We start from the raw sequence: 13,984 nt of genomic DNA, 5'->3' as shown, positions 1-13,984 counted from the left end.
TTAAACTGAATGAAAACCCAATAAAGAAGGGTTAGTCTTTAAAAATTTTTCAATATATAATTTTCCTTTCCTGCAGGCATTTTCCAGGCTTTCTCCTTTTGCCAGCCAACCTGCAATTGCTGAAGACATCACACAGCCTGAGCCATGTTTCGGATAATAATCAGCCGGATCACCTATACCAGGCTCCAATGAAATTTCTTTTCCGTTCCGGATCAGAATATCAGTTCCTGTTTTATCATTTCTGTGACCGCCTTTGACCAGTACAGCACATGAGTTCAGGTTTTGATTTAAAAGACTGTGCTCCTGTAAAATCCTGTATTCATTATAATTGGGTGTGATAAGATCTATTTTTTTTAAAACACTGGTCAAATGAGGTAAGGTTTCCAGGTCAAAAAAAGAAAACTCTGAGGTACTTTTTAATACAGGATCCCAGATGATCTTTACTCTGTCATTATGGGACCGTACAGTTTCTGTAATCTTTTCCAGAAATACGGCATCTTTTACCACCCCGATTTTTATAACCGGAATATTATATTCTTGCATTAAAACATTTATTGACGAAGCTATCTGCCCCAAAGACCGCCAGTCAATACTTAAGCATTGAGATTCAGTTTGGACAGTCATTGCCGTACACACTCCCAATCCCATGACTTCAAGCTGCTCAAATGTCTTTATGTCTGCTAAAAGACCGGCGCCACCTGAGGGATCAAATCCCGCAATACTCATCACAAAAGGACGTTCTGTCTGCATCTTTTGAATGTATTTAATGGCTGATCACTTTCCCAAACTGCACCTAATAATGCTGCTCCATCTGCTCCGTTTTCAAATACTGTACAGATGTTGTTTTCGTCAATCCCTCCTAATGCAATTAATCTTACGTTAGGATTTTTTCTATGTTTAATATCCTTCATAACATTTGAATGCTCACCATATCCTTTCTTAGAAATACTCGGAAAAACAGGACTTATAAATGCATATTCCCACTCTCTTCCCAGTACATTATAGGTTTCAATATCATGAACAGAAGTAGAAAGAGTACTTTGCCCTGTATAAGATTTATAAACTTCACCGCTCCGGTCAGCTTCTCTGAAATGAAACCGGGAAATATGATGATCCTTCCCCAAATCATAATATCCGTGCAGTACCAATTGAGGATAAAATTCTTCATCGATACCATACAGGAAACTGGTTATTTCTTCCCGGCTCATCAGAGGCTTTCTTATATGCAGCAGATCCAGTCCCTCCTGAAACATCTGGTTGATGATCTCCGTCTCATTTTTAACTATTATTTCGGGAGTGATAACCAGGATCATATATAAATCTCTTTTCCTTTTTCAATAAATTCCTGAGATTTATCCAGCATCCCTTTTTCTGCAGAATCCCGGATCTCCTGAGTAATTTTCATAGAACAGAATTTCGGGCCACACATGGAACAGAAATGGGCTATTTTAGCTCCTTCTGCCGGCAGCGTTTCATCGTGGTAAGCTCTTGCCGTATCGGGATCCAGTGAAAGATTGAACTGGTCTTCCCATCTGAATTCAAATCTTGCCTTGCTTAACGCATTATCTCTGTATTGTGCTCCGGGATGACCTTTCGCCAGATCTGCAGCATGGGCAGCTAATTTGTAAGTGATGACTCCCACTTTTACATCTTCTTTATTTGGAAGACCTAAATGTTCTTTCGGGGTTACATAGCACAGCATCGCACAGCCGAACCAGCCGATCATAGCCGCTCCGATTCCCGAAGTGATATGGTCGTAACCCGGTGCAATATCTGTCGTTAAAGGTCCTAAAGTATAAAATGGAGCTTCATGGCATTCTTTCAATTGCTTCTCCATATTTTCTTTGATCATGTGCATGGGTACATGTCCCGGCCCTTCCACCATCACTTGTACGTTGTGTTTCCATGCGATCTTGGTCAGTTCACCTAAAGTTTCAAGTTCTGCAAACTGGGCAGCATCATTAGCATCCGCAATGGACCCCGGACGGAGGCCATCTCCTAGGGAAAAAGCCACATCGTATTTCTTCATGATCTCACAGATCTCTTCGAAATGGGTGTACAGAAAGTTTTCTTTATGATGGTACAGACACCATTTTGCCATGATGGAACCACCTCTTGAAACTATTCCGGTTACTCTTTTTGCTGTAAGATGGATGTATCTTAATAAAACTCCGGCATGAATGGTAAAATAAGATACACCTTGTTCTGCCTGTTCAATTAAAGTGTCTTTAAAAACTTCCCACGTAAGATCTTCCGGAACACCTTTTACCTTTTCCAGCGCCTGATATATAGGAACAGTACCAATAGGAACCGGGCTGTTTCTGATAATCCATTCTCTTGTTTCATGGATATTTTTTCCTGTTGAAAGATCCATAATGGTGTCTGCTCCCCAACGGCATGCCCAGACCGCTTTCTCTACTTCTTCTTCAATGGTCGAGGAAACGGCACTGTTGCCGATGTTAGCATTAATTTTCACTAAAAAATTACGTCCAATGATCATGGGCTCACTCTCCGGATGATTGATATTATTCGGAATGATTGCTCTTCCTGCAGCAATTTCATCTCTTACAAATTCGGGAGTTATTTTGCCTTTCGGAGTATGGGCTCCAAAACTGTTTCCTGGATGCTGAAATGCCATGTCTTGGGAAACCGTATCCAGCTGCTCAATCCGTTGATTTTCCCTGATGGCTACATATTCCATTTCGGGGGTAATAATCCCCTGTTTTGCATAGTAAAGCTGCGTGAGTTCCTGTCCTTCTTTAGCTACTTTCGGCTTGTGATCGTAAGCAAAACGCAACTCATCAAGGCGTGGGTCTGCCAGACGGGCTTTTCCATATTCTGAAGTGATACCGTTCAGGATGTCCACATCTTTTCTGTCCAGTATCCATTGTTCCCTGATTCGCGGAAGCCCTTTCGTGATATCAATAGATGCATTTTCATCGGTATAGGGACCCGAGGTATCATAAATAGTAACCGGGGAATTATTTTCCAAAGTTCCGTTGCTAAGCTTGGTGGGACTTAGGTGAATTTCACGCATTGCTACGCTAATAGGATGTATTTTTCCTTCAATGTAAATTTTTCTGGCGTTCGGAAATGGCGAACAGGTGATTGAATGAGCCATAAGTTTTCTGTATTATTAGGTGAGTTAACCGCCCTGAGTGGCAGTAATGATTAAAACTGAATCTTTATCTTTAAGGATTGTTTCTGCCCAGTCGGACAATGGAATAATACGGTTGTTGAGAGCCACGGCTATACCCTTTTTCTTTCCGGGGATTTCCATAGCCATCAATGCTTCCAGATTATCCGGAAGTACTTCAAATGTTTTCGTTGTGTGGTTGATTGTAAGTTCCATTCCTAATTATTTTATTTATACTTTAGGAATGGCCGCTATTGTACATTAGAATGTACAGTAAAAGTCATTTACTTTTCCCTACGCTGGTATAATCCAGATCAGGTTCAAAGGGTAAAGTCTCAGTCTGTATGTCTACAGACACCCCTAAAGTTGTGACGAAGGTAGTTATTTTTTCAGAACGGGCAAAATTGAATTTGCTTAAAAATGAAATGACCATCTCAATATTGAAATGGCCTTGATTTTAGCTTTTTGCTTAATGCTTACCTGAAAAAATGAAAGATTACAAATATTTTATTCCTCACAGGCTCTCCAAATAGCATCATTCTGGGGAACAGGAGCTGTAATTTCTATTTCTTCTTTGGTAACAGGATGAATAAATTCCAGTTTTCTTGCATGAAGATTAATACCGCCGTCAGGATTCGATCGGGGCGCCCCGTATTTCAGGTCTCCTTTTATAGGGATCCCGGTTTTCGACAGCTGAGCACGGATCTGGTGATGCCTTCCGGTTTCAAGATCAATTTCAAGAAGCATATAATTATCAAGTGTTTTAATCACATGGTAAGTCAGGATGGCTTCTTTTGCCCCTTCTGTTGCTTTTTGAAAAACAATGGCTTTATTGTTCTTTTCATTCTTCTTCAGGTAGTGAACAAGCCTCTGGCTCTGAGGAATCATTTCTTTTCCTACGACAGCCCAGTATGTTTTTTTAACCTCCCTGTTCTTGACCATCTGGGTGAGACGGGAAAGTGCTTTGGAAGTTTTGGCATAGATAACTAAGCCTGAAGTTGGACGGTCTATACGGTGAACTAAGCCGAGAAAAACATTTCCCGGCTTAGCATCCCTTTTCTTTATAAAATTCTTGATGGATTCCAGCAACGATTCATCGCCGGTTTTATCACCCTGAACAAGCTGTCCTACTTTTTTGTTAACTACCAGAAGGTGGTTATCTTCATATACAATCTGCTCTTCCATACATTACGAACGCCTTGGTCTGTTAGTAAAAGAAATAATAATGCCTGCAAGAAGGCCTATTGTTTTAAGCATTGAAAGTTTAGAGTCTGCCGGCAAAAACGCTCCGATCACACAAATCGCCGCTGCCGCATACATACCATACATAAAATTTTTATTGGGCAGTGTAGGCGCCTGAACGAAGAAACTCGCTCCTATCAATACATAAAAGACTTTTCTGGAAAGAAGTTCATTGATTTCCGGTGAGAATAAATTAAACCAGCCTACCGCCATACATATGATTGCTGCAATTGATAAAATTCCCTGAAGAGATTGTTGTTGGTTCATCATCAATTAGTAGCTTTCATTTTCATTAGGAAATTCAACACTTTTCACATCTTTCACGTACTGGGCAACCGCACCTGTTATTTCTGTATACAGATCAAGGTATCTTCTCAAGAACTTCGGGCTGAAACCTTTGTTCATCCCAACCATATCGTGGTATACAAGAACCTGCCCGTCACAGTCTGCTCCAGCTCCAATCCCGATGGTAGGAATAGAAATACTTTCTGATACTTTTTTGGCTAAATCAGCAGGAATTTTCTCCAAAACGATTGAGAAGCACCCCAGTTCTTCCAGAAGCTGTGCGTCACTGATCAGTTTTTCAGCTTCGGCTTCTTCCTTAGCTCTTACTTTATAGGTTCCGAATTTGTAGATAGACTGCGGTGTCAACCCCAAATGCCCCATGACAGGAATTCCGGCATTGATAATTTTTTTTATAGATTTTGAAATTTCTTTCCCACCTTCAATTTTCACAGCATGAGCACCTCCTTCCTTCATCATTCTTACAGCAGATTCCAGTGCTTTCTCAGGATTACTCTGGTAGGTCCCGAATGGAAGGTCCGCCACCACAAGAGCTCTGTCTACTCCACGAACAACGCTTTGGGCATGATAAATCATCTGATCCAGCGTGATCGGTAAAGTCGTTTCGAAACCAGCCATTACATTGGCTGCAGAGTCTCCTATCAAAATAGCATCAACACCTCCGGCATCCACCATTTTTGCAGTGGTAAAGTCGTAAGCGGTAAGCATTGTTATTTTTTCCTTGTCGAATTTCATTTTACGCAAGGTTTCAGTCGTAACTTTTTTAATTTCAGAGTGAACAGACATAATTATCTATTTTTAAAAGTTAAAAAGTCGGCTTTCGCCGACTTAAGTTTTTGTATGATTGTTATAAAACTACGTGACCTAGTTTCATCAGTTTGTCGTGGTTCAGGATTTTGATATTTCTTCCGTCTACTTCTATGAGACTGTCCTGCTTGAATTCAGAGATTAAACGGATGGCACTTTCTGTAGCGGTACCGATGATGTTGGCAATTTCTTCTCTGGTGAGCGAGATTTTGATAAACCCTTCAGGATCTACCCCTAGTTTTTGCTCCAGGAGTATCAGAATTTCTGCCAGTCTTTCTCTTACCGTTTTCTGTGCAAGGAAAGTAATGGTATTGGACGATTCTCCCAGTTCATAAGAGATTTTCTGAAGCATTGCAAAAGAAAGCTGCGGATCTACTTCCAGAAGATACATAAAGACATCTGCCGGAAGGAAAATGCACTCAATGTCTGTCATAGCCTCAGCCTTTGCCTGGAAATTTTCCCCGCAAAGTAATGAACGATAGCCGATGATATCCCCCTCTTTGATAAATCTTAAAATCTGGTCTTTTCCAAAAGCTCCGGACTTGGAAAGCTTAGCGGCCCCTTTTTCTAAAACGTATACGCCTTTTGGTGTTTCTCCGTCCTCGAAAATGGTGTCGTGTTTTTGAAAACTTAATTTTTTCTTGCTGTTAATATATTTTTCAAAATCAGTGCTAGAAAGTCTTTCCTTAAATGATTTATCATTAAAAACTCTGGCGAACCTCTCTTCAATTGCAATCTGTTGTTCCTGCGACATTTTATATGACATTTATCACAAAAATAGAACTTTTTAACGCGATAAACAAAAAAAATTGTTATAATTTTGTAGTTCAATATATTATGGTGGTGAGCGAGAACTGTTTTCATTGTGGTCAAGGTATAGAAAAGGAGCGAATTTTATTTGATGAAAAGACTTTCTGCTGCAATGGCTGCAAGTCTGTTTATGAAATTCTGAATCTCAATGATTTAACCAATTTCTACGAACTTAATAAAAGAGCCGGGATCCGCCCTGATGAGAGCTCTTCCCAATTTGAATATCTTGACACCCCTGAAATCTTCGAAAAAATTACTGATTTCTCGGAAGGAAAGACAAGTCTTGTTACTTTTAAAATCCCTGTAATTCACTGCTCTTCATGCATCTGGCTTTTAGAAAGCCTCCACACCCTGAATGAGCATATCAATTATTCACAGGTCAATTTCACCAGAAAGACCTTACAGATTTCATTCAACCATAACGATCTTAAATTAAGCGAATTAGCTAATTTCTTAACCAATCTGGGGTACAAACCCGTTATCAGCCTTGAAACCGCCGATAAAAATGTAGATCACCTTGACAAATCGCTTCTTATCAAATTTGCCATTGCCGGGTTTGCATTCGGAAACGGGATGTTCCTTGCCTTTCCTGAATATGTAGGGGGTGAAGACTACTGGATGGAACATTATAAAGGGCTGTTCAGAACACTGATGTTCCTTTTGGCCTGTCCTGTTGTATTTTATTCTGCTTCGGATTACTATAAATCTGCCTGGTATGGTTTAAAAAACAAGATCGTGAATATTGACGTTCCGATCGTTTTGGGAATTTTTGTCCTTTTCGGACGAAGCATTTATGAGGTGGTTACAGATTACGGACCCGGATACTTTGACACTCTTTGCGGTTTATTGTTCTTTATGCTGATGGGAAAAATTTTCCAGAAAAGAACTTACAGCGCCTTATCCTACGACAGAGATTATAAATCATTTTATCCTATTGCGGTTACCAAAGTAGATTTTGAAGGAAAACAGGACAATATTCTTCTTTCCGAGATTAAGGTGGGAGACAGGATTCTGGTAAGAAACCAGGAAATTATTCCTGTTGATGCCATCCTGATCAACGGTGAAGGAAATATAGACAACAGCTTTATCACGGGAGAGAGTGAAAGCATCAGCAAACAGCCTGGTGATAAAATTTTTGCAGGAGGAAAGCAGATCGGCTCCTCATTAGAACTGGAGGTCATCAAAGATGTGGACCAGAGTTATCTGACCCAGCTTTGGAATAAGGAAGCTTTTAAGAAGCATGAAACAGGTCTTGATACACTGACCAATAACGTCAGCAAGTATTTCACATTCATTATTTTAGGCATTGCGTTAATCTCAGGAATTTACTGGGCATTTATTGACCTTAACATTATGTTCCAGGTTATTTCAGCCATTCTTATCATCGCCTGCCCTTGTGCATTGGCCTTGTCTGCACCGTTTACGTTCGGACACATTATGAGAATACTGGGCCGTAATAAGTTTTACGTGAAAGATACTTTAACGATTGAGAAGATTGCCAAACTGGATACGATTGTCTTTGACAAAACGGGAACTATTACGCATAGAAAAAAATCTAATATCAGGTATGAAGGCCACGAGATAAATGAATTTGACGAACTGAACATCAAAACATTATTAAAAAACTCCAACCATCCGCTTTCCAAATCGCTATATGAATTTATAGAAGTCAATGATGACTATTTTCCTGTTGAAAATTTCCGGGAGATTTCCGGAAAAGGATATGAAGCCAGTGTAAGAGGAAATATTTATAAAATTGGTTCCGCACGTTATAATGAACAGGAACCTAAAAATCTTGAAACTGCCGTATATATCAGCAAAAACAGTGAGTTTTTAGGTAAATTCATCTTCAAAAATGAATACCGTCCGAAATTAAGAGAACTGTTCACAAAGCTGACCAGCTATAAAATTTTTATCCTGAGCGGCGATAATTCTTCAGAGGAAAGCCAGCTTAAGGAACTTATCCCTAAATATCAGGGAATGGCTTTCAACCAGAGCCCGGAAGACAAGCTTAATTACATCAAAAATCTTCAGGATCAGAATATGAAAGTCGCTATGCTTGGAGATGGCCTGAATGATGCCGGAGCACTGAAGCAAAGCAATGTGGGAATCGCCATTGCAGATGATACAAACAGCTTCACCCCTTCTTCCGACGTAATCATGAACGGCGATAAAGTAGTCATACTGGACAAATACCTGAATGTCTGCAAAGGATCAATTACTATTGTAAAAATGACATTCATAATTAGTTTTCTTTACAACATCGTTGGTTTAAGTTACGCAGTTACAGGTCAAATGCATCCGCTCTTTGCAGCAATCATCATGCCAATCAGTTCCATCACTGTGGTTACATTCACTACTCTTTCCACCTGGATTTTGGGCCGCAAATATTTCAAAAAACAGGCGTAGAAGCCCTTATTTAGACTGATTTTAAATTAGCTGAAATCCGCATTTCGTGATGAATGTCATTATTTTTCACTAAATTTGAACCCCGAAAATAGGTTAATTTTGTTGTCCAATGGATATTCTATATTTAATGATCCTCTACAGTGTTTCTTTGGCTGCGATTTTCTTGGTCGTATTTATAGTGTATGCCCGAAAAGGACAGTTTGAAGATGATGAATCTCCGGCTGTCAGAATCCTTTTTGATAATGGAGAAATCAAGGAAAAGGATGAAAAAGGCGACAAAGATAAAGACGAGAAAAAAATAGGAGAGAATAATAAAATTGAAGAAAAAAGTGAATAGTTGATATGGAAACACAAAAGTTTAGTTATGACAACAGTATTGTCCGTGCGTTCCTCTATGCGACCTTAGTTTTCGGTCTTATAGGATTTACGTTCGGGCTTACGGCGGCATTAATGCTTTTCTACCCGGAATTGCCGGAATTTTTATTCGGTACAGATGATACAACCATCAAAAGTCTTGCATCAGGCAATATTCAAGGGTTAATAAACACTCATGGTGCATTTGGTTTTGGTAGAATCAGAATGCTTCATACCAATACTGTAATTTGGGCATTTGTATGTAATATCGTTTATACCGGTATTTATTACTCATTACAGAGATTATTAAAAACAAGAATGTACAGTGATACATTATCCTGGTTACATTTCTGGACCTGGCAGTTTATGATTGTTGCTACGTTCATTACATTCTTTATGGGGATCAATACTTCAAAAGAATATGCTGAACATGAATGGCCGATCGACATATTGATTGCATTCTCCTGGATTGTTTTCGGGATCAACATGTTCCTTACCATTTCAAAAAGAAGAGTAAGACACCTTTATGTAGCTATCTGGTTCTATATCGGTACATGGATTGCCGTTGCCATGCTTCACATTTTCAACAACCTTGAAGTTCCATTATCTTTCTCCGGCTGGAAATCTTACTCAGCATATGCAGGGGTAAAAGATGCTATTGTACAGTGGTGGTACGGTCACAATGCCGTAGCATTCGTACTGACAACTCCGGTTCTTGGTTTAATGTATTACTTCCTTCCGAAGGCAGCAGACAGACCGGTTTTCTCTTACAAACTGTCTATTATTCACTTCTGGTCATTAATTTTCGTATATATCTGGGCTGGTCCTCACCACCTTCAGTATACCGCTCTTCCTGCATGGGCACAGGCTGTGGGAACAGGTTTCTCTATCATGCTTATCGCACCGTCATGGGGAGGGATGCTAAATGGACTTCTTACCTTAAGAGGTGCTTGGGATAAAGTAAGGGAAAACCCTATCCTTAAGTTCTTCGTGGTAGCTGTTACATGCTACGGTATGGCAACATTTGAAGGTCCGCTTTTGGCAACTAAAAATATCAACAAAATTGGTCACTTTACAGACTGGGTTATCGGTCACGTACACTTAGGAGCTCTTGGATGGAATGGTTTCATGGCATTCGGGGTTATCTATTACCTGGTACCCATTATGTGGAGAACAAAAATTTGGTCTGTAAAATTAGCTAACTGGCACTTCTGGTTAGGGACATTAGGAATCATCTTCTATGCAGTACCAATGTATATTTCAGGATTCACACAGGGATTAATGTGGAAACAGTTCAACCCGGATGGTACTTTGATGTACAAAAACTGGCTGGATACGGTAACTGCAATCATTCCTTATTTCAAAATGAGATTCTTAGGAGGAGCATTCTATATTTCAGGAGCTATTTTAATGATTGTTAACGTAATCGCTACTGTAAGAAAAGGTTCATTCCAGAAAGAAGTTCCTGCTGAAGCACCTGCGCTGGCAAACATCGGAAACAAACGTAAAGAAGGTGAAGGAACTCACTTATGGCTTGAAAGAATGCCCGTATTACTAGGTATTTTATCTTTCTTCACGATTTCCATCGGTAGTTCAATTGAAATTATCCCTACACTATCTCTTAAGAAAAGTGTACCTACAATATCAGCAGTAAAACCATATTCACCACTTGAATTGGAAGGTAGAGATATTTATATCCGTGAAGGATGTAATGCCTGTCACTCTCAGATGATCAGACCTTTCAGGGATGAGATCACAAGATTCAACGGTAAAAACGGACAGTATTCTAAAGCAGGGGAATTTGTATACGACAGACCATTCCTTTGGGGTTCTAAGAGAACAGGACCAGATTTACACAGAGAAGGAGGTAAAAACCCAAGTTCTTGGCATTACAAGCACATGTATAACCCAAGATCTACTTCTGCGGGCTCTATCATGCCTCGTTACCCTTGGCTGATTGCTACCAACCTGGACCGATCTAAGATGGTAGACAAAATGAAGCTGATGAAGAATACTTTTGAAGTTCCTTATACGAAAGCTGAAATAGATTCTGCAAACAAATGGGCAGACAACCAGGCAACAAAAATCGTAAAAGACATCTTCTCTGAAGCGAATGACCTTAAGGTAGCTTATGCCAAGAGACCTCAGGGAGAATTGGAGAAAAAAGAAATCGTAGCTCTTATTTCTTATCTTCAGAGATTAGGAACAGATATTAAGACTACAGAAATAAAAACAGCAAGTACTAACTAACATTAAAAGGTTCACATGATTCCTCAGAACTTTAAAGATATATTATCCAATACAGAAAACGCTGGTCTCTACCAGACGCTGGCTCTGATTTTCTTTATGCTGTTCTTCGTAGCTCTGGTAATCTATGTTTTTAGCAGGCCTAAAAAATATTACAAAGAGGAAGAAGAAGCTCCACTTGGGGATGATGAGGATGACGATTTTAATTTAAAAAATTAAACTATTTATTATGAAACAAAGAACACCTGTTGTTGTAAACATTTTAATAATAACTGGACTTTTAATAGTTTTTTATTATTTGTTTGTACAGAGCTACTCGTTCCTAGCTTCACCTTACTTTTGGGGAACTGTTGTGATCAGTGCTATTTTGGCATACATCCACAGTGCTATCGGAGATTTGATTGAAAATAATAAGTTCAAAAAACTATCTCCGGAAGAAAAAGCAGCATATCTGGCAGAAAAGAAAGTGCCTTTCTTAAGAAGGATGTACGACAGTGCATTCAAAAAACAGTCTGCTACAGAAGAGAAAGATATCCTTATCGACCATGGTTTCGATGGGATCATGGAATTAGATAACCAGCTACCTAAATGGTGGGTAGGATTATTCTATTTTGGGACTGCTTTTTGTATTGTATATATTGCAGCATATTCTTTCACAGATTTCGCACACCCGCTAAGCGAATACGAACAGGAATATAAGGAGCAGATGGCAAGTATTGCAAAATACGAAGCTGAACAGCCTCCTGTAACGATAGAAACAGCGAAATACTCTGCCGACAATATTGCAGAAGGTAAAGAACTATTCAAAACCAACTGTGCATCTTGTCACAAAGAAGACGGTAGTGGTGGTATCGGTCCAAACCTTACGGATAACTACTGGATCAACCAGCCGGAGAAAACTTTATTTAAAAATGTTTTCCATATGGACTGGAATGGTTCTCCTACCAACCCTGCGATGAGAGCGTTCGGTAAGAACGGAGAAGTTTCAGGTGCAGAGATTGAAAAGATTGCAGCTTATGTATATCACATTAATCAGGAACAACCGCCAGTGACGCAGGCTCAGGGAGGAGCAGCTCCTCAGGGAACCGAAGCGCATTGGGAAAAAGAATAATTTTAAAAAATTAGAAACATATGAAAAAACATAATTTGTTATTAGATTAAAATAGTAACGAATTATGTTTTTTCTTTTTTAAAACAATATTACAAATGTCAGACATAGAAGAAATAGAAGTACGAGGTGGACAGGGCCAGGTTCTGGATCCTGAAACTTACAGAGATTCTATCGGGACAATGGAGCAATCCGGTAAGAGAAAATGGGTATTTCCAAGAAAACCAAAAGGAAAATATACCAATTATAGAAATATTGTAAGTTATGCTTTATTAATTATTTATTTTACAGTACCATTTCTCAAAATCAATGGTAATCCATTCTTTTTGTTTAATGTTATCGATAGGGAGTTTTTCATTTTCGGACAGCCTTTCTATCCACAGGACTTTTTTATCCTTACTTTAGGTGCTATCGCATCCTTAATATTTATCATCATTTTTACGATTGCGTTCGGAAGAATTTTCTGCGGGTGGATATGTCCTCAGACAATTTTTATGGAATCTATCTTCCGTAAAATTGAATATCTTATTGAAGGGGACCGAAACAAGCAGATGAAGCTGGACAGACAGGAGTGGAACAGTGAAAAGATATGGAAACGAAGCCTGAAATGGTCGGTTTATGTGATCATCTCCCTGATTATTACCCATTTTATGCTGATGTATATCGTTGGGTATAAAGAAATCTTCAGAATTATATCAGAAGGTCCGTTTGCTCACCCTACCAATTTTATTGTAATGGTTCTGTTTTCAGCAGCATTTTACTTTGTATTTGCATGGTTCAGGGAACAGGTTTGTACTTTGGTTTGCCCGTACGGCAGACTTCAGGGTGTTTTAATTGATAAAGACACCATTAATGTTTTCTACGATTTTAAAAGAGGAGAAAACAGATCGAAATGGAGAAAAGGCGAAGACCGTAAGGCTGCAGGAAAAGGAGACTGTATAGACTGCCATCAGTGTGTGGTGGTTTGCCCTACAGGAATCGACATCAGGGACGGACAACAGCTGGAATGTGTAAATTGTACCGCATGTATCGACGCATGTGATGAAGTAATGGAAAAGGTAGGTCTTCCGAAAGGGCTTATCCGATATGCATCGGAAAATGAAATTGAAAACCAGACTGAATTCAAATTCACGGGAAGAATGAAAGGTTTTGCGGTGGTTCTTGTTTTATTGGTTGGATTCTTAGGATTTCTTCTTTACAACAGAGGAGAAATGGAGGCGAAATTCATTAAACCGGCGGGAAGTACATTCTTTGTAAGAGACGGTAAGATCACCAATACGTACAATTATACATTCCTTAACAAAACCAATGATAAGAAAATCGTAACAATAAAAGTTCTTGAACCGGCTCACGGCGAGATCATCTACAGTGCATCCAGCAAGATCCAGGTGGATAGGGATAAAATTTCGAAAGGAACGATCAATATCAGCTTCCCGGAAAATGACATGAAACTTTCCAAACAAAATATAACCATCGGTGTATATGATATGAAAGGAAAGCTTATAGATTCTTATCAGACATATTTCGAGGGGCCATTCAAATTACAATTTTAATCAAAAAAGCCTCAA

General features: G+C 39.3%; 14 protein-coding genes and 1 riboswitch. Of the genes, 6 read left to right on the top strand and 8 right to left on the bottom strand.

From position 1 onward, the window contains the following. From AC4IFE_RS06805 to AC4IFE_RS06770, 8 genes are all read right to left on the bottom strand, one after another. Positions 1-750 carry a hydroxymethylpyrimidine/phosphomethylpyrimidine kinase gene (locus AC4IFE_RS06805; protein WP_490755825.1) on the bottom strand — a complete coding sequence of 250 codons (750 nt, stop codon included), beginning with the start codon at positions 748-750 and terminating at the stop codon, positions 1-3. Beyond that, positions 726-1,313, bottom strand: a complete 588-nt coding sequence (locus tag AC4IFE_RS06800; protein WP_490755824.1) for a thiamine phosphate synthase — start codon at positions 1,311-1,313, stop codon at positions 726-728. Before AC4IFE_RS06800 ends, AC4IFE_RS06805 begins: the two co-directional genes overlap by 25 nt. Continuing rightward, positions 1,310-3,121: a phosphomethylpyrimidine synthase ThiC gene (gene thiC / locus AC4IFE_RS06795; RefSeq protein ID WP_490755823.1), complete on the bottom strand. Its 1,812-nt coding sequence runs from the start codon at positions 3,119-3,121 to the stop codon at positions 1,310-1,312. The genes AC4IFE_RS06800 and thiC overlap by 4 nt, the downstream gene beginning before the upstream one ends. 24 nt (positions 3,122-3,145) lie before the next feature. After that, entirely contained in the window at positions 3,146-3,352 is a 207-nt protein-coding gene (gene thiS / locus AC4IFE_RS06790) for a sulfur carrier protein ThiS (RefSeq protein ID WP_223557727.1), read from the bottom strand. Between the two features lie 58 nt (positions 3,353-3,410). Continuing rightward, positions 3,411-3,508, bottom strand: a riboswitch (TPP riboswitch). Positions 3,509-3,643: 135 nt separating this feature from the next. After that, positions 3,644-4,321 (bottom strand): RluA family pseudouridine synthase, encoded by a 678-nt coding sequence (locus tag AC4IFE_RS06785; RefSeq protein WP_490755822.1) that lies wholly within the window; start codon positions 4,319-4,321, stop codon positions 3,644-3,646. A 3-nt stretch (positions 4,322-4,324) separates the two neighbouring features. After that, positions 4,325-4,648 (bottom strand): hypothetical protein, encoded by a 324-nt coding sequence (locus AC4IFE_RS06780; protein ID WP_490755820.1) that lies wholly within the window; start codon positions 4,646-4,648, stop codon positions 4,325-4,327. Positions 4,649-4,651: 3 nt separating this feature from the next. Further along, the gene (panB, locus tag AC4IFE_RS06775; RefSeq protein ID WP_111958535.1) at positions 4,652-5,467 is read right to left on the bottom strand and encodes a 3-methyl-2-oxobutanoate hydroxymethyltransferase; all 816 of its coding nucleotides are present in this window, start codon (positions 5,465-5,467) and stop codon (positions 4,652-4,654) included. A gap of 61 nt (positions 5,468-5,528) precedes the next feature. Next, complete coding sequence (locus tag AC4IFE_RS06770) at positions 5,529-6,242, bottom strand: Crp/Fnr family transcriptional regulator (RefSeq protein WP_062652074.1); 714 nt, start codon at positions 6,240-6,242, stop codon at positions 5,529-5,531. Positions 6,243-6,331: 89 nt separating this feature from the next. On the opposite strand from AC4IFE_RS06770, the gene AC4IFE_RS06765 reads away from it, so the two are divergent. The 6 genes from AC4IFE_RS06765 (at position 6,332) to ccoG (ending at position 13,969) form a co-directional block, all read left to right on the top strand. Then, a complete protein-coding gene (locus tag AC4IFE_RS06765) occupies positions 6,332-8,707 on the top strand; it encodes a heavy metal translocating P-type ATPase (protein ID WP_490755818.1) in 2,376 nt (791 codons plus the stop codon). A 109-nt stretch (positions 8,708-8,816) separates the two neighbouring features. After that, complete coding sequence (gene ccoS, locus AC4IFE_RS06760; RefSeq protein ID WP_490755816.1) at positions 8,817-9,044, top strand: cbb3-type cytochrome oxidase assembly protein CcoS; 228 nt, start codon at positions 8,817-8,819, stop codon at positions 9,042-9,044. Positions 9,045-9,049: 5 nt separating this feature from the next. Further along, a complete protein-coding gene (gene ccoN / locus AC4IFE_RS06755) occupies positions 9,050-11,311 on the top strand; it encodes a cytochrome-c oxidase, cbb3-type subunit I (RefSeq protein ID WP_490755815.1) in 2,262 nt (753 codons plus the stop codon). A gap of 15 nt (positions 11,312-11,326) precedes the next feature. Continuing rightward, positions 11,327-11,527 carry a cbb3-type cytochrome oxidase subunit 3 gene (locus AC4IFE_RS06750; protein WP_062652071.1) on the top strand — a complete coding sequence of 67 codons (201 nt, stop codon included), beginning with the start codon at positions 11,327-11,329 and terminating at the stop codon, positions 11,525-11,527. A gap of 10 nt (positions 11,528-11,537) precedes the next feature. Continuing rightward, positions 11,538-12,419 carry a cbb3-type cytochrome c oxidase N-terminal domain-containing protein gene (locus AC4IFE_RS06745; protein ID WP_490755814.1) on the top strand — a complete coding sequence of 294 codons (882 nt, stop codon included), beginning with the start codon at positions 11,538-11,540 and terminating at the stop codon, positions 12,417-12,419. A 95-nt stretch (positions 12,420-12,514) separates the two neighbouring features. Continuing rightward, positions 12,515-13,969, top strand: coding sequence for a cytochrome c oxidase accessory protein CcoG (ccoG, locus tag AC4IFE_RS06740; RefSeq protein WP_490755812.1), 1,455 nt, complete (start codon positions 12,515-12,517; stop codon positions 13,967-13,969). Positions 13,970-13,984: the final 15 nt, after the last annotated feature.

Source organism: Chryseobacterium sp. UF-81 (assembly GCF_058245105.1).
Note: the sequence above shows the minus strand (reverse complement) of the source record. Positions and strands in the feature narration are given on the sequence as shown.